Source organism: Kocuria arenosa, from assembly GCF_042879215.1.
Lineage (GTDB): Bacteria > Actinomycetota > Actinomycetes > Actinomycetales > Micrococcaceae > Kocuria > Kocuria arenosa.
In genome coordinates this window covers 235,569-259,536 of sequence record NZ_JBHZTA010000002.1, presented here as the reverse complement: position 1 = coordinate 259,536, position 23,968 = coordinate 235,569, and the positions used below count along the sequence as shown (strand labels likewise).

Sequence of the window (23,968 nt, the reverse complement as noted above, 5' to 3'; positions counted from 1 at the left end):
GACCACACGGGGCAGTCATCTTCCTCACAGCGACCGGGGCCCGATCCACCGCAGTGCCACCCCAGTGGCACATACCGATGTGACGGCCCCACCATCGCCGGCTCGGGCCGGCCGTCGGACGGGAGCTCTCCCGGCCGACGGCTGACCCCCCGGGTGGACGCTCCCCCGCACCGTACTGGTGAGGGCAGCGGACCACCTCGCGTACTTTCCCTGACCCGGCCCCGGAAAGGACCGTAATTGTGACTGTCCAAGCATCAGCGACCGCGACGTCGCGCAACCCCGCCACCGGAGAGGTGATCGAGACCCACCCCTTCGTCAGCGCCGAGGACCTGGACACGGTCCTGCACCGGGTACAGGCAGGATTCGAGCAGTGGAGCCAGACCAACTCCGAGACCCGGTGCGAGGTTCTGGCCCGGATGGCCGGGTTGATGCGCCGCGATGCCGAGCAGCTGGCCGCGCTGATCACCGCCGAGATGGGCAAGCCCATCACCCAGTCGAGGGCGGAGGTGGAGAAGGCGGCCCGGGTGATGTCCTGGTACGCCGAGAACGGGGCGGAGATCCTCGCCGACACCCCCACCCAGATCGGGCCCGAGGCCCACGTGTCCTACCTGCCCCTGGGCCCGGTGCTGGCGGTGGAGCCGTGGAACTTCCCCGTCTGGCAGGTGATGCGCGGGGGGATCACGATCCTTTTGGGCGGCAACGCCTACGTCCTCAAGCCCGCCCCCAACGTGGTCGGCTGCGGTGTGGCGATCGAGGCCCTGTGGCTGGAGGCCGGGCTGCCGGAGGGAGCCTTCAGCGTCCTCAACGCCGACAACGAGGTAGTGTCGGCGGCTATTGCGGACCCGAGGATCGCGGCGGTGACGGTCACCGGCAGTGTTGGGGCCGGTGCGGCGATTGCCTCCCAGGCCGGCCGGGTGGTCAAGCGCAGCGTGCTGGAGCTGGGCGGGTCGGACGCCTTCATCGTCCTGGCCGACGCGGACCTGGAGGAAGCGGTGGACGCGGCGATCCAGGGCCGGTTCCAGAACAGCGGCCAGATCTGCATCGCCGCCAAGCGCATCATCCTCCATCACGAGATCGCCGAGGAGTTCACCGAGGCGTTCGTGGCCAAGGTCAAGGACCTGACGGTGGGCGACCCCACCGAGGAGGACACCTACATCGGGCCCATCGCCCGCGACGACATCCGCCAGGAGATCCATACCCAGGTCCAACGCACCCTGGCCGAGGGCGCCCAGCTACTGGCCGGCGGGGAACTGATCGACGGGCCGGGTAATTACTACCAGCCCACCGTCCTGGCCGGGGTGACCTCCTCGATGACGGCCTTCCGTGAGGAAATCTTCGGCCCCGTCGCCTCCCTGATCCTCGCCGAGGACCTGGAGGATGCGATCGCCAAGGCCAACGACTCCCAGTTCGGGCTCTCCGCCAGCCTGTGGACCGCCGACGCGGAGCTGGCCTCGACGGTGGCCAGGCGCCTGCAGGTGGGTGGGGTGTTCATCAACGGCATCGCCGTCTCCGATCCGCGGATCCCCATCGGTGGGGTGAAGAACAGCGGCTACGGCCGGGAACTGTCCCACTTCGGGGTCCACGAGTTCACCAACATCCAAGCCGTCTGGAACCGCGGCGGCACCGACGAAGGAGTAGCAGATTGAATCAGGAACTGTTCGACAAAGGTCTGGCCACCCGCCGCGAGGTCCTCGGCGAGGCCTATGTCCAGCGCAGCCTCGACGGGGCTGATGAATTCTCGATGCCGATGCAGGAGCTGGTCACCCAGTACTGCTGGGGTGATGTGTGGAACCGCCCGGGCTTGGAGCGGGCTCAGCGCAGCCTGATCAACCTGGCCATGATCAGCGCTTTGAACCGCCCGCACGAACTCAAGGTCCACGTGCGCGGGGCGATCCGCAACGGGGTGACCAAGGAGCAGATCCAGGAGGTCTTCCTCCAGGTCGCCATCTACTGCGGGGCCCCGGCCGCACTGGAGAGCTTCCGGCTGGCCCGGGAGGTCTTCACCGAGATGGACGCCGAGGAGGCCCAGGCATGAGCACCATCGGATTCATCGGCCTGGGCAACATGGGCTTCCCCATGGCCGGGCGCCTGGCCGAGGCCGGGCACACGCTGATCGTCCAGGATCTGAGTACCGAGGCGGTGGAAAAGTTCCTCACCACCCACCCCACCGCCGCGGCGGCGCAGGAGGCCGGGTGGCAGGCCGCGGATGTGATCATCACGATGCTGCCGACGTCCGCGATCGTCGAGGCCGTCCTGCTCAAGGGCCGGGTCGTGGCCGGGGCCTCGTTGAACACCCTGTTCATCGACATGTCCTCGGCCGAGCCCACCCGCTCCCAGCAGCTGGGCGCTGTCCTGGAGGAGAAAGGGATGCGCTACGTCGACGCCCCGGTCTCCGGGGGTGTGCGCGGGGCGGTCAACGGCCAGCTGGCCATCATGGCCGGCGGGGCCACCGCGGACGTGCACGAGGCGAAGCGATTGTTCGAGGTGATGGGCAAGTCCATCACCCACGTCGGGGCCCCCGGGTCCGGGCACGCGGCCAAGGCCCTGAACAACCTCGTCTCGGCGGCCTCGGTGGCCGTGACCGTCGAAGCCCTGCACATCGGGGAACGCTTCGGGATCGACCCGCAGACCCTCACCGAGGTGCTCAACGCCTCCTCCGGGCGCAGCAACACCTCCGAGAACAAGGTCGCCCAGTTCATGCTCTCGGGCTCCTACGGCTCCGGGTTCCCCATCGGGCTGATGACCAAGGACGTCAACATCGCCCTGGCCCTGGCCGAGGAACTCGGGGTGGAGGCCGAGCTCAGCCACCACTGCGCCGATCTGTGGCGCAAGGCTGTGGAGGAGGGCTTCGGGTCCGAGGACCACACCAAGATGTACGCCCTCCTCGACCGGCCCACTTCCACCGTTTCGACCACTGAGGAAAGGCAAGCCCATGCGTGACTTCACCGATGTGCTCCACCACGCCACCGAGGACTTCGAGTTCTCCCGAGAGATGCGCTACTACACCGGCAAACTCCACGTGACCATCGGGGACCAGGCCTGGCTGGCCCTCTTCGACGACGGCCGTCTCCTGTCGGTGGCCGCCGCCGACATCGACCCCCAGGACGCAGCGATCGCCATTTTCGGCAGCCGCCAGCAGTGGGAGGAGATGACGGCCGAGAAACCCCGGCCCTTCTTCCAGTCCCTGCAGTCCTCCTCGATCAAGCACGGGGTGCAACTGAGCAACACCGACCAGTTCTACGCCTATCTGCCGGCCCTGAACCGGCTGATGCAGATCTTCCGCCAGCTCAACGTCCAAGGAGCGTAAGTCATGGCCAAGCACGAGTCGATCACCGGTCGCTACGTCTATCTCACCGTCGAGGACATCGAGTACCGGGTCTACTACGAGGAGGCCGGCCAGGGAATCCCCCTGATCGTGGGACACACTGCCGGCTCCGACGGGCGCCAGTACCGGCACCTGCTCAACGACCCGGAGGTCACCGACCGCTACCGCGTCATCGCCTTCGACCTGCCCTTCCACGGCAAGTCCCTGCCCCCGCACGGAGAGAAGTGGTGGGAGAAGGAATACCAGATGACCAAGACCCGCATGATCGCCTTCCCCAACGCCCTGGCCGAGGCCCTGGAGCTGGACAGCCCGGTCTACATGGGCAGCTCCATGGGCGGTCACCTGGCCATCGACCTGGCCTCCAAGCACGCCGACCGCTACCGGGCGACCATCGCCGTGGAAGGCGCCCTGCGCTCGGCCGCGGAATACGTCGATGTCGGGATGGCCGGGATCCGCCGGGAGTTCGACAACCCGAAGGTTTCGCGCACCTCCACTGGGGCGGCGATGATGCTCAACATCTCCCCGTACAGCCCTGAGGCGAACGTGCGCGAGATCCAGTGGGAGTACCAGTGCGGTGGACCCGGGGTGTTCGCCGGGGACCTCTACTACTACTACTACGACCACCACGTCACCCCGGAAGAGGCCCGGGCCATCGACACCAGCCAGTGCATGCTCTACCTGCTCACCGGTGAGTACGACCCGAATACCTCCCCGGCCGAGACCCAGGAGCTGGCCGATCTGGTGCCCGGGTGCAAGTTCTGGGCGATGCCCAAGCTGGGCCACTTCCCGGTGACGGAGAACTACGAGGAGTTCCGCCAGTATCTGCTGCCGATCCTGCAGGAGATCAGCGACAATTCCGATCTGCCGGCGCTGGAGGAAGCCGGCCGCACGCCTCAGTAGTCACAGGCCCCGGCGGCCGGCCGCCCGCCTGACCAACCGGCCACCCTCTCACTTCTGTCGGGACGCGTGAAGCACGCGGCCCTGACTCAGCACACCCTCGTACCACTCACAGGCATCGCGTCACGGGCACCGAGTGCTTCCCTGACGTCCCGTCACCACCATGGAGGTGGATCATGTCGATCCAAAACGAAGCCGATTGGCGGCCTGCGCCCGTCACCAACCGGCAGATCAAGTTCGCTACCGTGTTGGCCTTCTTCGCCTGGGCCTTCGCTGTCTACGACTTCATCCTTTTCGGCACCCTGCTCCCGGAGATCGGCAGGGATCTCGGCCTGGACACTGCGGAGCAGGCCGAACTGATCACCTGGATGGCCATCGGCGCGGTGCTGCTGGGCCTGCTCGCCGGGCCGGTCGTGGACAAGTTCGGTCGCAAGGCCGGGATGGCCTTCACCACCGCCGGGGCCGGCATCGCCTCAGCGCTGACCGCCCTGGCCGCCGTCGTGCCGATCTGGGGACTGGTGGCCATCCGGTCCCTGAGCGGGCTGGGTCTGTCCGAGCAAGGCGTCAACGGCGCCTACCTGAGCGAGCTCTACGGGGCCTCCGATGATCCGCGGATCAAGAAGCGCCAGGGCTTCATCTACTCCCTGGTCCAGGGCGGGTGGCCGGTCGGGGCGATCCTGGCCGCGGCCCTGACCGCGATCATGCTTCCGATCATCGGCTGGGCCGGGTGCTTCGTCTTTGCCGCGATCCCCTCCCTGATCGTCGCCGCCCTGGCCAGCAAACTGCGCGAGTCCCCGCAGTTCCAGTCCGTGCAGAAGCTGCGACGGCTCCAGGACAAGGGCGCCCACCAGGAAGCCGAGCAGCTCTCGGCTTCCCTGGGCATCGAGGAGCACGAGACCCGCAGCACCCTGGCCGACATCTTCCGCGGCCGCAGCCTGCGCACCACCCTCTCTCTGTCCATGGGGCACATCCTGAACTACTTCTCCGTGCAGGTCTTCAGCGTCCTGGGCACCACCGTGCTGGTCAACGTGCACAACGTATCCTTCACGAACTCGTTGGCCATCTTGCTGATGTCCAACCTCATCGCCTACCTCGGGTACCTCACCCATGGGTTCCTGGGCGACCGGTTCGGGCGGCGCAACGTCATCGCCTTCGGCTGGGTCACCGGCGGGATTGTGTTCACCGCGATGATCTACGGGCCCAGCGACTTCTGGACCGTCGTGGCGCTCTACAGCCTCGGCACCTTCTTCCTCATCGGCCCCTACTCCTGCGTCCTGTTCTTTGTCGGGGAGTCCTTTGAGACCCGCATTCGCGGCCGCGGCGCTGCCTTCGTCGCCGCCGTCGGCCCGATCGGGGCGATCTTCTCCTCCGCCCTGGCCGCCACGGTCCTGGCCAACGACGGCACCTGGGCCACCGCCGCCTTCCTCTTCGGCGCCATCCCCTGCATGCTCTCCGGCATCGCGGTCCTGTTCTCCCGCAAGCACCCGCACGTCGTGGACCCTGTCCACGCCGGTGTCTCCGAGACCGAGACCGAACTGGCCGACTGAGCCCCACCGGCCCATCCCCGGACACTCCAGGACCCCGCCGCCGGCGCTGCCCTTCACGGGTGGGCAGCACCGGCGGCGGACCCACACCACCACCCCGCACCCGCTTCTCACGGCCCCACAGCCGCCACCACTCCACCGATCTGGGAGAAACCAGTCATGAACACCTCACTCCACACCGGCCGCTTGGCCTTCATGGCCGAACCCCGTGTGCTCGATTTCGCCGAGTACCCCGTCCCGGATCCTGAGCCCAACGGGCTGGTCATGGAGATCACCCGGGCCAACGTCTGCGGGTCCGAGCTGCACATCTGGAACGGTCGCCACCCGGTGAAAAAGCGCGGTGGACTGGGCCATGAGATGGTCGGACGTGTCGCTGCCCTCGGGGAGGGCAAGACCACCGACAGCCGCGGCGACGCCCTGAGCGTGGGCGACCGGGTGGTGTGCACCTACTTCCAGACCTGTGAACAGTGCCGCCGCTGCGCGGACGGGCAGCGCAACCTCTGCGACAACGCCTACCAGTTCTTCGGCCGGCAGCCCGAGGAATACCCCCACTTCCACTCCGCCTTCGCCACTCACTACGTCGTCCACCCCCGTCAGCACGTCTACAAGGTCCCCGACGTCATCCCCGACTCCGTGGCCGCCAGCGCCAACTGTGCGCTGTCCCAGGTCATGTTCGGGCTGGACTCCGTCGGGCTTCAGTACGGGGAGACCGTGCTTATCCAGGGCGCCGGCGGGCTCGGGCTCGACGCCGCCGCGCTGGCCAAGGCACGCGGCGCCCACGTCATCGTCATCGACGCAGTCGCCGCCCGGCTGGAGCAGGCCAAACGCTTCGGCGCCTACGACGTCGTGGACCTCACCGAGATCCCCGACCTCCAGGACCGCGTGGCCCACATCCAAGAGCTCGCCGGTGGGCAGGGACCCGACGTGGCCGTGGAAGTCACCGGGGTCCCGGCCGCCTTCAGCGAGGGCCTCCAGCAGCTGCGCCGCGGCGGACGCTACCTGGTGATGGGCAACCTCTCCCCCGGGTCCACGGTGCCCTTCAATCCCGGCTACGTCACCCGCAAAGCCCTGACCATCAAGCACGTGGACCGCTACGACGGCCGCTACCTCGCTAAGGCTCTGGACTTCCTGGCCCGCAACCTCGACACCTACCCCTTCGAGGACCTCATCGACGCCGAGTTCACCCTCGACGACCTCGCGACGGCCCTGGAGAAGTCCCTGGCGCGTGAGGTCACCCGCGCCGCCATCGTGCTCTGAACCGCCCTGCCCTGAACGGACCATCTCCTTCGGCAACTAGCTGCCGGACGCCAGCACTCCTGAATCGCCGCTTCACGACTCTCGTCCTCCGAAACAGCGCCTCCCGTGGCCACTACCGCCTTCATGACGTTCGAAAAGGAGCCCCTACTGCAACGCCGTCCGCGTGGAACCCGGTAGATGTTAGGTCCACGATTGAAATCATCCCGATAATCTCGCCAATCGGCCGCTAACCGGCCATATGTAAAGCGAAGTGAAAAAAGACCAGCCAATCGTGGTGGCGTTTCCACCGGCGCAGCATCCCTTCGTTCTTCGAACACTCGTGCCCTGCGGGGAGATTCGAGCACTCGTGCCCTGCGGGGAGAATGGTGCTGTGAATCGGCATCTGGACTTGAGCCCCAAGCCACGGCTGTATCCTCGGCAGGTTCTTGGGCCGGGGGTGTGCGATGTGGGCTACGCCCTTACTACCGGGCAGGAGAGACAACGGCCGGTCGTGCCGGATGCCCGGTGCGGGGTCGCCTGGGTCCAGGGGCGCCTGTGGTGGTTCGGACCCGCCACCAGCCCTTGGGTGCCGTCCCGGCCGGGGGTCGCTGTAGTGGGGGTGCGCATCGGGCTCGCTCAGGGACGCAGCGTCGCTGGTGCCCCGTTGGACCGGTGGCGCAACCAGTGGTGTCCACTGACCGAGGTCTGGGGAACGGCCGCAGCCGTAGAAGCGGAGCATCGGCTGGCTGGTGTGGCCGGTGAGGGCGCCGCCGTGGAATTGCTCGCGCACATCGTCACGGAACGGCAAGGGATCATTCGGCTGTTGCACGTACCGTTCGGCTCGTGGAGCACCTGGTGGCCGATCGCACCGTCCAGCAGATCGCCGATGAGCTGGAGGTGAGTGTTCGGCAGGTCCACCGCCGGTGCGTGGCCGATCTCGGTCTGGCACCGGTGCTGGTGCGGCGCATCCTGCGCCTGCACCGGGCAGCCGCACTGTGGCACCCCGCCTCGGGGAAGACCATCGCCGATCTCGCCGCCCTGGCGGACTACAGCGACCAGCCGCACCTGATCCGTGACTTCCGCGCGTTGGCCGGCCAGCTGCCCAGCACCGCGCTGGGATGACGTCCGATACGTACAAGCCGGCACCTCCGACCCTGTCCTAGGGTCGGCCCATGACTGACTGGAATGACATCACCACCGCCCTGACCGCCGTCCTCGGTGGCGATCCCGCAGCGGGGGGTCCGCGGCTTCGAGCCCTGTGGGAAGCCAGCCACCCGGCCGAACACGCCCAGCGCTGCGTCCTGGCCCACTACCTCGCTGACCTGGAGCCGGACCTGGCCGATGAGGTGCGGTGGGACGAGATCGCACTGGAGGAGTTCTCCCAGGTGCACGAGAACGACCTGAGCCCGGTCGGTATCGCCTCGGCGGCAGGGCTGGCCCCCAGCCTCCACCTCAACCTGGGCGAGGGCTACCGACGTCAGGGGCACATCACCCGAGCCCGCGAGCATTTCGCCCTGGGACGCACAGCAGCCGGCACCCTGGGAGACGATGGATACAGCACGATGATCCGCAAAGGCCTCGACGGGCTCGGCGGACGCCTCGACGCCACCGATACGCACCACAGAAGCCGGGTTCCACGGCATGAGTGACCCAGAACGGTGGCTACCACCGGCGATCACCGTGGCGTCTCTCAGGTGTCAACTGAGCTCGACTATGAGGTGCTGACACCGGGCACATACCCCGGCCCAGTAGCCTCGGGAGGCTCCTCGCACCGCTCCGGGACAGGAACGAAACCCGGCTGAAGCTGTGGCTCCAGCCCAACGTCTACACCGGTCACTCACCACGCCCAGCCACCACCCCGTATCGGCGCCACCGGCCCGACCCGAGCAAATAGGGGTCCTGCGGGGGCAGAACGGTTCAGCCCGCCAGAACTCCGGCGGAGCGTTTCCAATCGTGTGACACTGCACGAATACTTGGTCGAACTCGGAGCAACCGGCACCAGGAGTGTTCACATGGCCGCACCTCTCGTCTACCTCAGCTTCCCCGGCACCGCCCGAGAAGCACTGAGCTTCTACGCCGACGTCTTCGGCGGTGACCTGAGCCTGCACTCCTATGAAGAGTTCGGCAGGACCGACGGTCCACCTGACGCTGTTGCCCACGGAGTCCTCGACGGTGTGGTCGCCCTGGCAGGATCGGATGCGCCCGAGGGTGCGGAGACGATGCGACTCGAGGGTCTCCTGCTGTCCCTGCTGGGGACGGCCGAGCCGGCCCTCTTGCACGAGTGGTTCGAGAAACTCTCGATCGGCGGTTCCCGGATCGATCCCTTGACCCAGCGGCCCTGGGGGGCCTCGGACGGGCAGGTCACCGATCGCCATGGACTGCGCTGGCTCATCGGGTACGAGCCCCAGGCATGACGGACACGCACCTTCTGGCCCAGCTGGCAGAACAGCGCACCCACGTGCTCCAGGCCGTGAGCGGGCTGACTGAGACGGCGATGAGCCGAGCGCTCACCCCATCAGGCTGGACCATGACGCAACTGCTCAATCACCTCGCCTTCGATGTCGAATCGTTCTGGATCTCGGCCGTTCTCGGGGGTGACCCGACGACGATCGCAGCCCTTCACGACGGCTGGGCATCCGAGCCGATGACCGGCGCCGACGCCATCAGGGTCTACCAGCAGGAGATCGCCCGAAGCACTGAGGTGCTGGCACAGTCGGATGTGAACGCTCCACCCCGCTGGTGGCCCGCGTCAGGGGACTTCGAGGCGCCACCCATGACCGATGGGCGCGAGGTCGTGTTTCGCGTGCTGGTGGAGACGTCCATCCACGCGGGTCATCTCGATATCGTGCGCGAACTGATCGACGGGCATCAGAACCTGGTCCTGACATGATGCCGATGACAGGACCGGCCAGGACCGGCGAACTATCCCCCTGCCCACGCAACGCCCCAAAGCATCCTCCCACTGTGTAGTTTCTGTGTCGGAAGTGATGCGGGCGCGGGTGGTTCCGGTTAGAGGTATTGCCGCAGGAACTGCACCGCGGCGAGGGCGGCTTGCCCGACGACGTGCTCGGCGGCGGGGACCCGTTTGTCGCGTCTGGCTGATCGGGTGAGAACGCCGACGACGATGGGGGGTTCCTCGGGGTGGGTGATGACGCCTGCTTCGTGGCGCAGGGGGCCGAAGGACCCGGTTTTGGCGGCGATGCCGGCGCCCGGGTAGGCGAAGGCTTGGGCGAAACGGTGGCCCCAGGCTTGTTGGGCTAGGACTTTGCGCATGAACTGGCACTGTTCCGGGGATGCTGCGGTGTTCTCCCAGATGCGGGTCAGCAGCAGGCAGGCGTCGTGGGCGGTGATGGCGGAAACAAGCAGCGGATCCAGCGCTCGGGTGGCGGGTTCGGCGTTGGGGTCCATTAGCTGGGTCATCGCCGTGGCCGTGTCAGCGGCCGGCAGGTCCTCGAGCAGCAGCTGCTCAGTGTGGGTGGTGCCACCGCGGATGCAGGTCGCCACCATGCCCAGTTCCTCGGCGGTGGTCTGCACCGTAGTGATTCCGATCCGCTCCAGCACCGCGTCCCCGGCGGCGTTGTCGGAGATCGTGATCATCATGCGGACCAGATCGCGCCAGGACATCGACACCGGGTCTTGGCAGATCGCCGTTCCCGTGGGTCCGTGGGCGCGGGTCTGCGCCGTGAGACGTGTCTGTTGTTGCGGGTCGATGTGGCCACGGTCTGCGCACTGGCAGTACGCCACCATCGTCGGGAGCTTGTAGAGGGAGGCCGCCGGCATGGGCTGGTCAGCGGCCACGTTGACGGTGGGCAGCTCGGGGTGTCCGATCACGGCCGCGTGAACGCTGCCCAGCACTCCGGCATCGTCGAACAGTGCCGTGAGGTGGGCTTCCAACTCAGCAGTGACCTGGTGGGACGCGCCGCGGATCAGCATGTCAGCTTCCCGCGTAGGCGGCGTGATTGCTCAGCCAGTGGTGGAGGAAACCGGCGACGGACCGGGTCATGGCGGTGGCATCGGCGCAGTGGGCAACCCGCAGCCGCAAGGGCAGAATCCCTGCGGGCAGGGCCCAGAACACCAGCCCCGGCATCGGTTCCAGGTGCGGGCGCAGCAGCACACAGTGCCCTTGGACGGCGTCGCCGAGGGCTTCTCGCTCCTGCTCGTACTCCCGTACAGGCGGGAGGACGGTGACGCCGAGGGAGGTGAGCTCGCTGTTGCGCAGATCGAAGGCGGCGGGGGCTTCCCGTCGAGGGGTGAGCGCCACGGGCGAGTTGATGGTCCGGCGGACATCACGACGGGACAGACTCCGAGGAACTGCTCCGTGGCTCGACACCGTGTCCGGCTCTGCTGCGCTCACTAGGTACTGCGGTATGGCCACCACCGGGTGCACGGTCAAGGGCCCGGTGATCGCCGGGGCGATAAACAGACCCACCGAGTCCGGGTCGGCGGCCGTGGCAGAGGCCATGGTCGAGTTCGTCTGGGTGTGGAAGCGCAGTCGCGTTGCAGCCGAGGCGTGGGGCTCTGCGGCGGTGGCGACTGCGGACCAGCCGGCGGCCAGCTCAGCCACCCAGGCGGACGGCATCAAGGCTGGGACGCGCACCGTCACCACCGGTGCGGAGCTCTCCAGCTCGGCGCGCAGGCCCAGCAACTGTGACTGGGCCTCGAGCACACCATAGGCGCGGGTCAAGAACTGTTCACCCTCTGGGGTGAGCCGCACGCCGCGGGCATGGCGAATGAACAAGGTAATGCCGACGCTGTGCTCCAGGCGCCGGATGGTCTGGGACAGCGGGGGTTGGGCGATGCCCAGTTTTTCCGCGGCCCGGCCGACGTGTCCGGCTTCGGCTACAGCCACGAAATACTCCAGCCACCGCAGAAGATTTCCCTGCACACGAGCTCCCATATCACCCAGACTATGTCCCGGTGTCTGTAGATGTCTTGGACATATGAAGCGAGATCTTCCTACGGTGTGCTCATGCCCCCGCTGCCGCCCCCTGGAAGTCGACCTGCGATGTCGTCCACGTCTGCTGTCCCATCTGGTTCTGCTCCCGGTCGCGCCCAGGCGCGCCGGTCATGGCCACTGTGTCTGGGGGTGTCGCTGGTCCTGGTGGCCAGCGGCTGCAGCGCCCTGCGTCCCGATGACGAGCGTGCAACGGCGGAGGCGGTGGCGGCCGCCCTGGCTGCTGGTGAGGTGGCGCAGATGTCGTTCGCCAACGTTGATGCCGCCACCGCCCAACAGCAGTTGGAGGCGGTGACGAAGAATCTGCGCGGTCTCACCCCGACCGTGGAGGTGGGCTCGGTGAGCGACACCGACAACGAGGACCGCCGTGAAGCGGTCCTGTCCTGGTCATGGGACCTGCCGGGGGTGGAGCAGAACTGGACCTACGACTCCACTCTGGAACTCAGTTCTGGTCAAGACGGCCAATGGGTGGCGCGCTGGTCTCCCACCGTCGTGGAACCCTCGCTGGAAACCGGGCAGGGATTGCACCTGGTCCCCATCTCCCCCGACCGCGGGGACATCCTCGGGGCGCACGGGGAAGTTCTGGTGACGGAGAGGACCGTGCACCGGGTGGGCATCGACAAATCTCAGCTAGCGGAGGCCGACCCCGCAGAGGCCGCACGAGACCTGGCCGAGGCCCTGGACATCGGTACGGCGCCCTACATCACGGCTGTAGAACAAGCCGGCCCGGAGGCGTTCGTCGAAGCTGTTCCTTTACGCGAAGAGGACTTCCGGGCTTTGGACCCCCACCAGATGCAGGCCGTTCCCGGGCTTCTCGTGGTGGAGGACGAAGTGCCCCTGGCGCCCTCCCGCGGGTTCGCCTCGGACATCCTGGGAAGCGTCTCTGCGGCCACCGCCGAAGATCTCCAGGCCTCGGAAGGGCAGATCGAGGCCGGAGCCATGATCGGCCGCGGTGGACTCCAGGAAACCCACGACGACCGGTTGCGCGGGAAGCCCGGTGTCATCGTGGAGAAAGTCGGCCTGCAAGCCGACGGCGGAATCGCCCCGCACACCGAACAACCACTCGTGCAGATCCCTCCCTCCCCTGGCGAAACGATCCAGGTCAGCCTGGACCGTCATTTGCAGGCCACCGCCCAGCAGCTGCTGGCGGACATCGACTCCGCCTCAGCGATCGTGGCGATCCGTCCCTCCACCGGAGACGTCCTCGCCGCCGCCAACGGACCCGGATCCGAGGGCTACCCCACCGCCCTGCTGGGCCAGTACGCCCCAGGCTCGACCTTCAAGGTCGTCACCGCCCTGGCCATGCTGCGCCACGGCGACACCCCCGACACGACCGTGGAGTGCACCCCCTCGACCACCGTCGACGGCGCCACGTTCAACAACGTCGAGTCCTACCCCGCACAGTTCCTCGGACTCATCACCCTCAAAGAGGCCATGGCCCACTCCTGCAACACCAGCTTCATCGCCCAGCACGAACGGATCACCCAGCGAGAAATCGCCGATGCCGCCGCGGCCCTGGGAGTGGGCATGCAGACAGATCTGGGGATAGGCGCCTTCTACGGGTCCATTCCTGAGAGCGAACCCCCGGCCCAGCACGCCGCTGCCCTGTTCGGGCAGGGCCGCACCCTGGTGTCCCCGCTGACCATGGCCAATCTCACCGCCTCGATCGCCGCCGGAAAACTCGTCACACCCCGACTGGTCACCACCGAGGATTTGGTCCAGACCGATGCCGCCCAACCCAGTACCACCACGCCTCTGACCAACCAAGAAGCCGAACAGTTGCACACCACCATGCGCGAGGTCGTCACGACCGGACACCTCGACACCTTCCGGATCCTGTCCCCGGACACCGCGATCGGCAAGACCGGCACCGCAGAGTTCGGTTCCGAAAACCCACCCCGCACGCACTCCTGGGTCATCGCCGCCCACCAGGACCTTGCCGTGGCCGTTTTCGTCGAGGACGGAGACCTGGGATCGATCACCGGTGCACCCATCATGCTCGAGTTCCTTGAGGCGGCCGCCACCGCAGGACAGCCGTGAGGAACCACAACGTCTTTGGGTACTGGCTGCCCCGAGGTCTTCCCCAAGCGGTTCTGGCCACCACAGGACTACTCCTGCTCACCGGGTGCTACACAGCCCCTTTCCGCCAAGGTGAGGCAGATGACTTCGCCTTGTATTGGCTGCCTGGTCTGCAAGCAGCGATCTCCGATGAACTAGGAGACCACCCACCACAGAACGTTGAGGCCGCCGCCCAGTCCGTTACGGATTCATCTGATGAGATCGTCGCCAGGATAGGTCCGTCTCCAACATCGTTGCGGGCATATACGGATGCTACCGACCAGATGATGCACATCGTCTTGTGGGTGAGTGACACCGGTGCCGATCCCTTCACCGACGACGTGCCCGTCTGGGGCCGTGCCTGTGCCGTGGCAACCATCAGTCCCGATCATCCAGAGTCGATCACCTTGGAAGACCGGCCCTGCCACCGCGACATCCCGCGATCGCCCGACACAGCGTTCCCGCACCACCTGAGTCCCGCCCATAACCCCGGTCTCATTCGCACGCAGTGACGGGCGACTCGATTCTTACAGCCCCTCGAGGAAAGTGGCCGGTAGCTTGCCATCTGTAAAGCAGACGGGGCCGAGCTCATCGTGAAACTGTTGGCTACGTCCAACTCATCATTGCTCGCTCCGCTCTGAGTCCGCTCTCCGATTTCAAGGTCCAGAGCTCGTCCCGGCAAGGGTCCGGTGGTGGAGAATTGAGCAGACAAGGGGGTGGTCGCGTATGGCAGGTTGGTACCCGGATGAAATCCGTCTCGCCGGCCGGGAGAACCTGGATGTGGAGCATGTCGCCCGGTATGACTCCAAGATGGATTCCCAGGCAGAGGACGAGGTCTCCCTGCTCCGGCAGCACGGACTCACGATCGGGTCGCGGATCGTGGAGTTCGGGGCGGGAACCGGACAGTTCACGGCAGCGGCCTCACGTGCGGGCGCGCGTGTCGTTGCGGTGGATGTGTCCGAACCGATGCTCGAGCACCTACGCCGGAAAGTTGCTCGCGAGCACCTGAGCAACGTTGACCTGGTTCAGGCCGGGTTCCTGAGCTTTGTCTCTAATGGTGAGCCCGCTGATTTCGTGTACTCGCGGTATGCGTTGCATCACCTTCCTGATTTCTGGAAGGCGGTTGCCCTGGTTCGTATGGGTCGCCTGCTGCGACCGGGAGGCATTCTTCGATTGTGGGATGTCGTCTACGATTTCGACCCGCACGAGGCGGATCAGCGCCTCGAGGCATGGTGCGCCCTGGGAGGAAGCGACGTCGAGGGTGAGTGGAGCCGGGCTGAGCTCGAAGAGCACGTGCGCGATGAGCACTCGACCTTCCGTTGGCTCTTGGAGCCGATGATCCTGAAAGCAGGGTTCACGATTGTCGAGCTCACGTACTCGCCGCAGACCTTCGACGCGCAATACGTCCTGCAACGAACGGCGACCTGAGTTCAAGCAGGACACCCTTTTCTGTGCAACAGGTCAAAGGCGGTGGGGGATGTCGGTCCGTTCAGCGCAGGTTGATCTCTGTCGGCTCTTCCGAAATCCGGTGCTCCTGCTGGTAGGACTGGATCGCCCGGTGCAGTCGTGTCAGTCCCTCGGTGATGACTTCCGGGGTGTTGGTGACATAGGACAGGCGCAGGGTGGAGTGGTCCGGGTCGTGGGCGTAGAAGGGGGCGCCGGGGACGAAGGCCACTCCTTCCTCCACCGCCAGGGGAAGCAGCTCGGCGGTGTCGATGCCGTGGCCCAGGCGCGCCCACAAGAACATCCCGCCGTCCGGGGAGGTGATGCTCGCCCCGGGCGGCAGGATCTGTAGCAGGCCGGCGTGCATGGCATCCCGGCGTTGCTGGTACACGGCGGCGGCCCGACGGACGTGGGCGTCGACATCACAGGTGGCCAGGTAATGGGCCGCGGCCAGTTGATCGACAACGGCCGACTGCAGTCCCACGGCCTGTTTGGCGATGGCGATGGTGCGCAGGATTGGACCCTCGGCCCTCACCCAGCCCACCCGTATCCCGGGGGCCACGATCTTCGACAGCGAGTTCAGCAGCAGACTCTGCCGAGCCATCCCGGGGTGGGCGGCGATCGGGGCCAGCGGTGCGCCGGTGAAGCGCAGCAGCCCGTAGGGGTCGTCCTCGACTAGGACGGTGCCCGTGCGCAGCAGGATCTCGGCGACCTGGTGGCGGCGCGGGACCGGCATGGTCGTCCCGGTGGGGTTCTGGAAGGTGGGGATGAGGTAGACGAACTTCGGACGGTGTTCAGCGATCAGCCGCTCCAGCTCTTCGGGGACCACCCCGTGCTCGTCGGTGGGGACCCCGATGATCCGCGCCCCGGTGAGGGTGAAGGCTTGCACGGCGGCCAGATAGGTGGGGTGTTCCACCAGCACCACGTCACCGGCATCCAACAGGGCCTGGCCCACCAGGTACAGGCCTTCCTGGGAACCGGAGGTCACCTGGATCTGCTCCGGGATACTCGGCACCTCCCTCGAGACCCGGGCCGCGGCCTGTTCCCGCAGTTCTGGTTCGCCCTCGGTGGAGGCGTACTGCAACGCCCGGCGCCCCTGATGGGCCAAAACGTGGGCGAAGGAGGCCTGCAGGTCCTCCAGAGCGAAAAGGTCCGCATCGGGGATGCCACCGGCGAAGGAGATCACCTCCCCGCGGGCGATGATGGCCAGGATGTCGCGCACCGGGGAGGACTGCACCCCTCTCAGGCGCTGGGCCACGGGGAACACCCACGGTTCCTGGGTCATGCCCTCCACCCGTCAGAGCCTTACCGGGGGAATGCCATGCTGCTGGGGCCGGGGCGGTCGGGCGAGCACCTCGCCGTGGAGCAGCACGAACCAGGCATCCTCTGCCGCCCCCCACCGCAGCCAGTCATCGACCATGAGATCCACTTCTTGGGCCGTGGCCAAGCCGAGCTCTTGTGCGCGATCGGCAAAAGCCGGCGTGCGGGCGCGCTGAGCCCAGGAACGAGACCACCACCGGGTGCTCTCCGCGGTGGTGTAGCACCAGGTGGAGGCGCCGGCCTGCACCTCGGTCAAGCCGGCCTGTAGGCACCAGGACTTCAGCCGCCGACCGGCATCGGGCTCGCCCCCGTTGAGCCGGGCCATCGCACGATAGACCTCCCACCACCGGGCCATCCCCGGGGAGCCTGGATACCAGGTCATCGCCTCGTAGTCGGCGTCCCGGCAGGCGATCCACCCCTCCGGCCGGCACACCCGGGCCATCTCGCGTAGAGCCGCGACGGGATCGGCCACGTGCTGGAGGACCTGATGGGCGTGCACCACATCGAAGACCCCGTCCGGGAAGGGCAGACGAACGATGTCCGCGAGCAGGAACTCGGTGCGGGTGTCGCCGCGCCGTGCGGCCTCACCCCGGGCGAGGACCAGCGCCTCCTCCCCCACGTCCACGCCCACCACCCGCCCCTGCGGCACGTGCCCCGCCAGGTCCAAGGTGATCGACCCGGGCCCGCACCCGACATCCAGCACGACCATATCCGGCCGCAGGAGAGGAAGCAGGTACGCCGCGGAGTTCTCCGCCGTCCGCTGAGCATGGGAGAGCAGGACACTGCAGGCGTACCCAAGACCGTACCGCGTCATGGTGTCTCACATTCTAAGATGGCCATCTCTTATAGCAAGACGATAAGAGGGGTGGGTAAGGACCCGGAAGGGCGGGTCAATCTGTGAGACGACGCCCTGGATAGCTTTTAAAGCCTTACCAAAGTTTTGGAACGACGACCAAGCGCAGGCGTTGAGGTGGGTGCGGAGTCGTCGAACGCCGTCGTTCGCTCTTTGTTCTCTGCTTCTCGATCGGCGGGCCGGTTCTTGCTTGTTAGAACCGGGCGGGGCCCGATGCCTCCTTGAGCCCGGGCGTTACGAGCAACGCACCCGCGCCCGCTCCAGCGGCACAGTAGGGGCCGCCGGCTTGACACACTTTCTGATATGGGAATATGTTAGTGACCATGGCACGAGCAGCGACGACGTCCGATGTGTTCAACGCGATCGCCGAGCCTCAGCGCCGGGACATCCTGATGCTGCTCCGGGCAGGCGAGCGGCCGGCGACGGCCGTCGCCGAGGAGTTGGGAATGTCCCAGTCCGGGGCGTCCAAGCACCTGCGGGTTCTGCGTGAGGTCGGCCTGGTGCACGACCGCCGAGAAGGCAAGCAGCGCCTCTACGTTCTCGACGCACATGGGCTGCAGTCGGTGCATGACTGGACCGGTGGGTTCGAACAGTTCTGGATCGAAAGCTTCGATCGCCTGGACGCATACGTGCAGGACCTCAAACAGGAGAAGCGGGAGGATTAAGACGATGGATACGACGGAAAGGTCAGCACCGGCGCAGCCGGATGTGGCAGACCGCGAGATCGTGATCACGCGAGTGATCGACGGTCCGCGAGAGCCGGTGTTCGAAGCGTTCACCGAGGTGCGCCACCTCTCGCGCTGGTGGGGACCAAGAGGGTTCACCACCACCACGCGCGCATTCGAGTTCCGTGTCGGCGGTGTGTGGAACTTCACGATGCACGGCCCAGACGGGACGGACTACCAAGAGTGGATCACGTGGACCGAGATCACCGCACCGGAAAAAATTGCGATGATCCACGGGGAGTATCGCGACGACCCGAACGCTTTTGAATCGGTCCTCACGTTCGAAGCCGACGGGGAGACGACCCGGATTCAGATGCGCACGGTGTTCCCCACCACGGAGCTGCGAGACGATGCGATCGAGAAGCACGGCGCGCTCGAGGGCGGCCGCCAGACCCTGGGCAACCTGGCTGCCTACGTCGCAGAGATCGGGCAGAAGGGAGCTGAGCACTGATGGCCGGGAAGGTGTTTTTCAGCGTGTCGATGTCACTGGACGGATTCATCGCACCCGACTCACCCGAGGAACTGATGGGTCGGCAGTGGATGGAGTTGCAGCAGTGGGTCTTCCGGCAACGGCACTTCCGAGAGAATCTCAAGCTCGGAAAGGGCGGTGAAGTGGGGCGCGACAACGACATCGTGGCCGAGACGTTCGAGCGCACCGGTGCGAGCGTGATGGGCAAGCGCATGTTCGACGCCGGCGAGCAGATGTGGCCGGAAGACCCACCGTTCCATACGCCGGTCTTCGTGGTGACCCACGAGGAGCGTGAACCATGGGAGCGTCCGGGCGGAACGACCTTCCACTTCATCAATGATGGTGTTGAGTCCGCGCTTGGCCAGGCACGCGAGGCCGCAGGCAACCGAGACGTCCGCGTCGCGGGCGGTGGCGCGACAATCGTGGAGTACGTGAACGCCGGTCTGGTCGACGAGTTCCATGTCGCGCTCTCACCTGTGCTGTTCGGCTCCGGGATCCGACTGTTCGACGGCGTTGACGCGAGCCGCGTGGCTCTGAAGCAGAGCCACACGGAATCTTCTGCCCGGACGACACATCTCAACTACGCCGTGCACCTGCGGTAACCGAGAGCGGCCAAAAAGAAAGCATGTGCGAGCGAGATCGGTGGCGCTAGACCTCGGGAAGCACTGCGAAGGTCTTTTTGGTGTCTCGATACCATTCCATGCCCTTGATCGGGTTCTTCCAGCGACCCTTCATCGCTTCGTGAGCCTGCTGGTGAGTCGAATCACCGGACCGGACGGCTTCCTTGAGGTGCCGGTCCTGGGCCTTGATGACGTCGTCGGCGGTATCGCCACGAAGGGCTAAATCACAGGGGCCACCGAGTTGCTGGCAGGTCATGATCTTCATGACGGGTTCCTTCCGCAGTGGTGCGTTCAGTCGTAGGGTCTCGTCGCGAGTCCCATCCTGTTGACGAACGCGGCATCGACAATGTGACCACGGGGCGCCAGCAACATGGGGGTCAGAGACGTCCGCGCTGCCTGCGTCCAGTACCGGAGCGCCGAGTGAGTGATGCCAGCACGTCCTCCTCGGCACGAAAGGTGATCTCCCGTACAACACCGTTGGCGATGGTGAAGTCGAAGGCCACACGAGGTTGGCCGCGATAGAACCACGCAGCACCAGGGCGCTCTCCGATGAACACCGGCAGAGCGGCCTTCGCGGCACCGTCGAACATCGTGGCGACCTCCTCGCGTCCCTCGATTCGTTGAGGGGTACCTGCAGCGACGGCCTCGGCATCTGCGGTTACCAGGACATCGGGGGCGAGGAGGTGGAGCAGGCGGGCGAAGTTGCCACCCCGGGCGGCTGCGAGGAAGGCATCGACGACTTCCCAGTCAGCTGGCGTCGCCTCTGGTGCCGCAGCCGAGACCTTCGAACGAGCTCGCGAGGCGAGCTTGCGGGCGGCAGGCGAGGAGATGTCGAGGACGGTCGCGATAGTGCGAAAGTCCACGCCGAAGGTGTCATGGAGTACGAATGCCACCCGCTCCGCCGGCGAGAGGCGGTTGAGGACGATCTGCAGAGCGACCCCGAGCGTGTGCGCCATGACCACGTGCTCCACCGGGTCCGGCGTGACCCCTGTCCCAGCCGGCCGCAACGATTCAGTTGGCTCAGTCGGCTCGGGAATCTTGGCGCGGAGACGGTCCAGGCACAATCGCGTTGTGACCACCGTCAGCCAAGCAGGCAAGTTGTCGATCACGGCCTCGGTGCCGTGGAGGCGCAACCACGCTTGCTGGACCATGTCTTCGCCCTCGGCCCGGTCATCGAGCAGGCCAGCGGCGATGCGTATGAGCCGGGGACGCTGCGCCTGGAACTGCTCAGTCAGGTCCATGAGACCACTTCATGGGTGCCACTACGGTCATCTGCGTCCGGCTCTGCGGTATCACTCGGGGATGATTGCTATGGCGTCGATCTCCACCAGAGCGTCGGGACGGGCAAGTCCAGCGACGGTGAGAACGGTGATGGCCGTGCGGTGGCCGCCCCAGACGGACTGTGAGGCGGTGAAGCCGGCGCGGATGTCGACGCCTGCAACGAGGTAGATGGTGAGCTTGGCGACGTGCTCGGGGCCGGTGCCGGCGGCGGCCAGGACGCTCAGCACATTGCGCATGGCTTGAGCGGTCTGTGCTTCGAAGCTGTCGAGCAGCGTTCCGGTTGCGTCGGTTCCGTTCTGCCCGCCGACGTAGAGCGTGGGGCCAGCAGGGGCGATCACGCCTTGCGTGAAGGCGGGGTTGCTGTACAGCTGGGCCGGATCAACGTGGGTGGTCGCGGTAGTCATGAGTGTTCTCCTTGGGTGGTTCGGACGTAATGGGTTCGAGCTTTCGCGCGGCCGCCGCAACGGCGCATCGAGCACCAGCGGCGGCTTCCGGGCCGTGAGGTGTCGAGAAAAATCAGGTGGCAGTCATCGGCAGCGCACTCGCGCACCCGACCGGGGGGTGCCGTGAAAGTGCGGATCGCGTCGTGGGCGATGCTGGCGAGCATCTGCTCCGGGCTCGCAGGGGAAGGGGCGCACGTGCCGCCTGCCAGGTACGGAGGCACCGCCGGCCGGGCCGCCCACCTGTTGATCGCGTCAACGTCCGCCACCTTCAGAGCCCGCCCGGAGCTGACCCGTCGGGCGCTCGAGGTGATGGCCGCGCGCAGCTGCCGTGCCCCTGCGTAATCCGATGCGCCGCTGGCGGGCCGGGGCGGGCCGAAGCGATCGGTGAGCCATGCGTCCAGGTCAGCCGGCGTGCGCAAGCTCTCCCAAGCGTCAATGCCGTACCCGAAGTCGCCGGTGTAGCCGAAGTCGAGGCTGATAGCACCGGAGTCGAAGAACCATCGGTGCCCATCAGAGGGAACGAGCCACTGGCCCGTCTGGTGCCTGTCGCTCATGCCGGTTTCCGATCCTCGCGCGACGGGGCGTGGGCCATGCCCATGTACACCCCACCGCAGGAGAGTTCCTCGAGCATCTGCCCGATCCGTCGCGAACGCGTGTCCGCGTTCTGGGCTTGGCCTATCCAGCCCAGGTAGTCGTTGCGCTGATACCCCGGCCGACCGTCGTCATCAGCCTGCACCCCTGCAGCGGCGAGAGTTGCGGCGACATCGTGGGGCATCGAATGGCGAGCACGAGGTGACATGGCACCATTCTAACCACTTATAACGGTTAGAGGACTACCTTCTCTGTGGAACGGCAAGCCTTCACTGGACGCCTTTACTCCCACCACGTAAGGCGCTTGCCCTTGAACAGATCAGAATCGTGCCTAGCATCAACGTTCTTGGACATCACATCTATCTATATGTGAGCTGGAGGTTAGGTCCTGGTCTCATAGCTGAAGATTGCCCGGGTACCAGGCGGAGACGTCTTGGCTCAGTAGCCTGGCGGCATGGACTTCCTTGCGATCCCGCCTCTGCGCGGTGCCCTGGCTTCGATCGAACCGTTGACGCCCGAGCATGCCGAGGAGCTGGCGGAGGCGGTGGCCGAGGACGAGCTCTACAAGCTCTGGTACACCCGTTTGCCCTCACCGGATGAGATGAGCGGGGAAATCGAGAAACGGCTGGCCGGCCACGCCGCCGGTCAGGTCGTGCCGTGGACTATCCGTGCCGCGGATGGGCGGGCGGTGGGGATGACGACATTGCTCAATATCCGCACCGACCACCGGCGCCTGGAGATCGGCTCCACCTGGATCGCCCCCAGCGCACAAGGCACCGGGGTCAACACGCAGGTGAAGCTGCTGCAGCTCACCCATGCCTTCGACACCCTGAACTGCATTGCCGTGGAGTTCCGCACGCACTGGCACAACCACCGCTCCCGAGCCGCCATCGCCGTGCTAGGGGCCAAGCAGGACGGGGTGCTGCGCAACCACGACCTGTGGCGCGACGGGACCATGCGCGACGTGGTGGTGTTCTCCATCATCGACTCCGAGTGGCCCACCGTGCGGCTGTCGCTGACGGAGAAGCTACGCACCCGCAGTTGAGCCTCGACGATCGCCACCACAGCCCTGGGGGCCCCTCCTCGATGCGGTGGGAGGGCTTTCGACTCACCGGTCGTGCGGTGGCGTAGACGACTCGTCGCTGACTGTGGAGCATGATTCCCAGCAACAACAGTGGCCGCAGTCCAGAACGGACTGAGGTCGTTGATACCCAGGTCTCCCAATCCGGCTCTTCACAAAGTGGGGTGTAGTTCGGGCCCGAAATGCGCCGGGGCACCCGTCAGGGATCGGCGCCGGCTCGATGCTTGCGCCGGCGCGTGATGCCAGATGGGCCGTCGGCGATGATGTCAGCATGGAGTATGTGTCCAGGGTGCCCGGTCCGCCGCTCGACGGGCTGATCGACGATCTCTACTACCTGGAGGGTGCGCCGCCGTACTCCCGACTGATGCTCCCGGCCGCGCCCGCGCCGTTGCTCATCGTCAACCTCGGGGCGCCGTTTCTCATCCGGGCAGGCACCGACGTAGAAGCCGCGGAATACACCGACGGCTGCGTGGTCACCACGCCCACCCGCGCGTGGGAGTTCAGCTACCCAACCCCGACCCGGTCCGTCGGCGTCCACTTCAAGCCGTGGGGGCCAGCCCCGTTCCTGCCGATGCCCGCGGCCGAGTTGTGCGACCGGCCGGCGACGGTCGCGCAGATTTGGGGCCAGGTGGCGATTGCTGAGCTGCGAGACCGGCTGACCACGGCGGACGCACCGCACGAGATGCTGACGCTGCTCGAAGATGAGCTGACGAGACGGCTGCGCGAGATCGACGGCCTGGACCTCGTGCGCCAAATGAGTAGCGCCATCGCGGCGACCGGCGGAGCGGTGCCGATCAGCGACCTCGGCGTCACAAGCCGCGCAAGCAGCACCTATGTGGCGAGGCGGTTCAAGGCGGTTGTCGGTGTCACGCCGAAGCGGCTGGCTCGCAGCTACCGATTCACCTTCACCGTGTTGGCGCTCGACGTCGCTGCACCGATCGACTGGGCCGAGGTTGCCGCCTGCGCGGGCTACTTCGACCAGGCCCACTTCGTCCACGAGTTCCGGGAGTTCACCGGGCTCACGCCGACCCGGTATGTCGAAGTCCGGCGGCGATTCCTGCGCGAGCATCCCGGTCACGTATTGGACGGCTGGCCACTGCCAGCCGAATGATTTCTTACAAGAGCGAC

The 23,968-nt window shown here is 66.4% G+C and carries 28 protein-coding genes; 19 read left to right on the top strand and 9 right to left on the bottom strand.

Going from position 1 to position 23,968, the window contains the following annotated elements; genetic code table 11:
• Window positions 1–239 precede the first annotated feature (239 nt).
• The 11 genes from ACFYE3_RS04620 to ACFYE3_RS04570 all read left to right on the top strand — a co-directional run bounded on the left by ACFYE3_RS04620 (window position 240) and on the right by ACFYE3_RS04570 (window position 9,892).
• Window positions 240–1,646 (top strand): NAD-dependent succinate-semialdehyde dehydrogenase, encoded by a 1,407-nt coding sequence (locus tag ACFYE3_RS04620; protein ID WP_387606486.1) that lies wholly within the window; start codon window positions 240–242, stop codon window positions 1,644–1,646.
• A complete protein-coding gene (pcaC, locus tag ACFYE3_RS04615; protein WP_387606484.1) occupies window positions 1,643–2,035 on the top strand; it encodes a 4-carboxymuconolactone decarboxylase in 393 nt (130 codons plus the stop codon). Before ACFYE3_RS04620 ends, pcaC begins: the two co-directional genes overlap by 4 nt.
• Window positions 2,032–2,940 (top strand): NAD(P)-dependent oxidoreductase, encoded by a 909-nt coding sequence (locus tag ACFYE3_RS04610; protein WP_387606482.1) that lies wholly within the window; start codon window positions 2,032–2,034, stop codon window positions 2,938–2,940. The genes pcaC and ACFYE3_RS04610 overlap by 4 nt, the downstream gene beginning before the upstream one ends.
• Window positions 2,933–3,307 (top strand): hypothetical protein, encoded by a 375-nt coding sequence (locus ACFYE3_RS04605; RefSeq protein ID WP_387606480.1) that lies wholly within the window; start codon window positions 2,933–2,935, stop codon window positions 3,305–3,307. The genes ACFYE3_RS04610 and ACFYE3_RS04605 overlap by 8 nt, the downstream gene beginning before the upstream one ends.
• 3 nt (window positions 3,308–3,310) lie before the next feature.
• The gene (locus ACFYE3_RS04600) at window positions 3,311–4,225 is read left to right on the top strand and encodes an alpha/beta fold hydrolase (protein WP_387606478.1); all 915 of its coding nucleotides are present in this window, start codon (window positions 3,311–3,313) and stop codon (window positions 4,223–4,225) included.
• Window positions 4,226–4,398: 173 nt separating this feature from the next.
• The gene (locus ACFYE3_RS04595) at window positions 4,399–5,769 is read left to right on the top strand and encodes an MFS transporter (RefSeq protein WP_387606475.1); all 1,371 of its coding nucleotides are present in this window, start codon (window positions 4,399–4,401) and stop codon (window positions 5,767–5,769) included.
• A 156-nt stretch (window positions 5,770–5,925) separates the two neighbouring features.
• Window positions 5,926–7,023 carry a zinc-binding dehydrogenase gene (locus tag ACFYE3_RS04590; protein ID WP_387606473.1) on the top strand — a complete coding sequence of 366 codons (1,098 nt, stop codon included), beginning with the start codon at window positions 5,926–5,928 and terminating at the stop codon, window positions 7,021–7,023.
• 822 nt (window positions 7,024–7,845) lie between these two features.
• Complete coding sequence (locus tag ACFYE3_RS04585) at window positions 7,846–8,124, top strand: helix-turn-helix domain-containing protein (RefSeq protein WP_387606470.1); 279 nt, start codon at window positions 7,846–7,848, stop codon at window positions 8,122–8,124.
• A 50-nt stretch (window positions 8,125–8,174) separates the two neighbouring features.
• A complete protein-coding gene (locus ACFYE3_RS04580; protein ID WP_387606468.1) occupies window positions 8,175–8,651 on the top strand; it encodes a hypothetical protein in 477 nt (158 codons plus the stop codon).
• A 363-nt stretch (window positions 8,652–9,014) separates the two neighbouring features.
• The gene (locus tag ACFYE3_RS04575; protein ID WP_387606465.1) at window positions 9,015–9,416 is read left to right on the top strand and encodes a VOC family protein; all 402 of its coding nucleotides are present in this window, start codon (window positions 9,015–9,017) and stop codon (window positions 9,414–9,416) included.
• A complete protein-coding gene (locus tag ACFYE3_RS04570) occupies window positions 9,413–9,892 on the top strand; it encodes a mycothiol transferase (protein ID WP_387606462.1) in 480 nt (159 codons plus the stop codon). The genes ACFYE3_RS04575 and ACFYE3_RS04570 overlap by 4 nt, the downstream gene beginning before the upstream one ends.
• Before the next feature lie 119 nt (window positions 9,893–10,011).
• On the opposite strand, the gene ACFYE3_RS04565 is transcribed toward ACFYE3_RS04570, so the two are convergent.
• Both ACFYE3_RS04565 and ACFYE3_RS04560 read right to left on the bottom strand, forming a co-directional pair.
• Complete coding sequence (locus tag ACFYE3_RS04565) at window positions 10,012–10,935, bottom strand: serine hydrolase (RefSeq protein WP_387606461.1); 924 nt, start codon at window positions 10,933–10,935, stop codon at window positions 10,012–10,014.
• 1 nt (window position 10,936) lies between these two features.
• Window positions 10,937–11,899 (bottom strand): LysR family transcriptional regulator, encoded by a 963-nt coding sequence (locus ACFYE3_RS04560; RefSeq protein WP_387606459.1) that lies wholly within the window; start codon window positions 11,897–11,899, stop codon window positions 10,937–10,939.
• Window positions 11,900–12,088: 189 nt separating this feature from the next.
• Between ACFYE3_RS04560 and ACFYE3_RS04555 the strand changes: the two genes are divergently transcribed.
• From ACFYE3_RS04555 to ACFYE3_RS04545, 3 genes are all read left to right on the top strand, one after another.
• Window positions 12,089–13,996 (top strand): penicillin-binding transpeptidase domain-containing protein, encoded by a 1,908-nt coding sequence (locus tag ACFYE3_RS04555; protein WP_387606457.1) that lies wholly within the window; start codon window positions 12,089–12,091, stop codon window positions 13,994–13,996.
• Window positions 13,993–14,526: a hypothetical protein gene (locus ACFYE3_RS04550; protein WP_387606454.1), complete on the top strand. Its 534-nt coding sequence runs from the start codon at window positions 13,993–13,995 to the stop codon at window positions 14,524–14,526. Before ACFYE3_RS04555 ends, ACFYE3_RS04550 begins: the two co-directional genes overlap by 4 nt.
• 214 nt (window positions 14,527–14,740) lie before the next feature.
• The gene (locus ACFYE3_RS04545) at window positions 14,741–15,442 is read left to right on the top strand and encodes a class I SAM-dependent methyltransferase (RefSeq protein ID WP_387606452.1); all 702 of its coding nucleotides are present in this window, start codon (window positions 14,741–14,743) and stop codon (window positions 15,440–15,442) included.
• Between the two features lie 61 nt (window positions 15,443–15,503).
• On the opposite strand, the gene ACFYE3_RS04540 is transcribed toward ACFYE3_RS04545, so the two are convergent.
• Both ACFYE3_RS04540 and ACFYE3_RS04535 read right to left on the bottom strand, forming a co-directional pair.
• Window positions 15,504–16,742 (bottom strand): aminotransferase-like domain-containing protein, encoded by a 1,239-nt coding sequence (locus tag ACFYE3_RS04540; protein ID WP_387606450.1) that lies wholly within the window; start codon window positions 16,740–16,742, stop codon window positions 15,504–15,506.
• A 12-nt stretch (window positions 16,743–16,754) separates the two neighbouring features.
• Window positions 16,755–17,591, bottom strand: coding sequence for a methyltransferase domain-containing protein (locus ACFYE3_RS04535; protein ID WP_387606448.1), 837 nt, complete (start codon window positions 17,589–17,591; stop codon window positions 16,755–16,757).
• Between the two features lie 362 nt (window positions 17,592–17,953).
• Between ACFYE3_RS04535 and ACFYE3_RS04530 the strand changes: the two genes are divergently transcribed.
• Genes ACFYE3_RS04530 through ACFYE3_RS04520 form a run of 3 tightly spaced genes read left to right on the top strand, consistent with a single transcriptional unit; the run spans window position 17,954 to window position 19,426 of the window.
• A complete protein-coding gene (locus ACFYE3_RS04530) occupies window positions 17,954–18,295 on the top strand; it encodes an ArsR/SmtB family transcription factor (protein ID WP_387606446.1) in 342 nt (113 codons plus the stop codon).
• A gap of 4 nt (window positions 18,296–18,299) precedes the next feature.
• A complete protein-coding gene (locus tag ACFYE3_RS04525; RefSeq protein WP_387606444.1) occupies window positions 18,300–18,806 on the top strand; it encodes an SRPBCC family protein in 507 nt (168 codons plus the stop codon).
• Window positions 18,806–19,426 carry a dihydrofolate reductase family protein gene (locus ACFYE3_RS04520; RefSeq protein ID WP_387606442.1) on the top strand — a complete coding sequence of 207 codons (621 nt, stop codon included), beginning with the start codon at window positions 18,806–18,808 and terminating at the stop codon, window positions 19,424–19,426. The genes ACFYE3_RS04525 and ACFYE3_RS04520 overlap by 1 nt, the downstream gene beginning before the upstream one ends.
• A 46-nt stretch (window positions 19,427–19,472) precedes the next feature.
• On the opposite strand, the gene ACFYE3_RS04515 is transcribed toward ACFYE3_RS04520, so the two are convergent.
• The 5 genes from ACFYE3_RS04515 to ACFYE3_RS04495 form a co-directional block, all read right to left on the bottom strand.
• Window positions 19,473–19,709, bottom strand: a complete 237-nt coding sequence (locus tag ACFYE3_RS04515) for a hypothetical protein (RefSeq protein WP_387606440.1) — start codon at window positions 19,707–19,709, stop codon at window positions 19,473–19,475.
• A gap of 112 nt (window positions 19,710–19,821) precedes the next feature.
• Window positions 19,822–20,685: a sigma factor-like helix-turn-helix DNA-binding protein gene (locus ACFYE3_RS04510; protein WP_387606438.1), complete on the bottom strand. Its 864-nt coding sequence runs from the start codon at window positions 20,683–20,685 to the stop codon at window positions 19,822–19,824.
• Between the two features lie 51 nt (window positions 20,686–20,736).
• The gene (locus ACFYE3_RS04505; protein ID WP_387606436.1) at window positions 20,737–21,129 is read right to left on the bottom strand and encodes a RidA family protein; all 393 of its coding nucleotides are present in this window, start codon (window positions 21,127–21,129) and stop codon (window positions 20,737–20,739) included.
• The gene (locus ACFYE3_RS04500; RefSeq protein ID WP_387606434.1) at window positions 21,126–21,722 is read right to left on the bottom strand and encodes a CGNR zinc finger domain-containing protein; all 597 of its coding nucleotides are present in this window, start codon (window positions 21,720–21,722) and stop codon (window positions 21,126–21,128) included. Before ACFYE3_RS04500 ends, ACFYE3_RS04505 begins: the two co-directional genes overlap by 4 nt.
• Window positions 21,719–21,967, bottom strand: a complete 249-nt coding sequence (locus tag ACFYE3_RS04495) for a YdeI/OmpD-associated family protein (protein ID WP_387606431.1) — start codon at window positions 21,965–21,967, stop codon at window positions 21,719–21,721. Before ACFYE3_RS04495 ends, ACFYE3_RS04500 begins: the two co-directional genes overlap by 4 nt.
• Window positions 21,968–22,213: 246 nt before the next feature.
• Here ACFYE3_RS04495 and ACFYE3_RS04490 point away from each other — a divergent pair, with 246 nt between their 5' ends.
• Together ACFYE3_RS04490 and ACFYE3_RS04485 are read left to right on the top strand one after the other, a co-directional pair.
• A complete protein-coding gene (locus tag ACFYE3_RS04490) occupies window positions 22,214–22,804 on the top strand; it encodes a GNAT family N-acetyltransferase (protein ID WP_387606429.1) in 591 nt (196 codons plus the stop codon).
• Window positions 22,805–23,111: 307 nt separating this feature from the next.
• Window positions 23,112–23,951 carry a helix-turn-helix domain-containing protein gene (locus tag ACFYE3_RS04485; RefSeq protein ID WP_387606427.1) on the top strand — a complete coding sequence of 280 codons (840 nt, stop codon included), beginning with the start codon at window positions 23,112–23,114 and terminating at the stop codon, window positions 23,949–23,951.
• The last annotated feature ends 17 nt before the right edge of the window (window positions 23,952–23,968 follow it).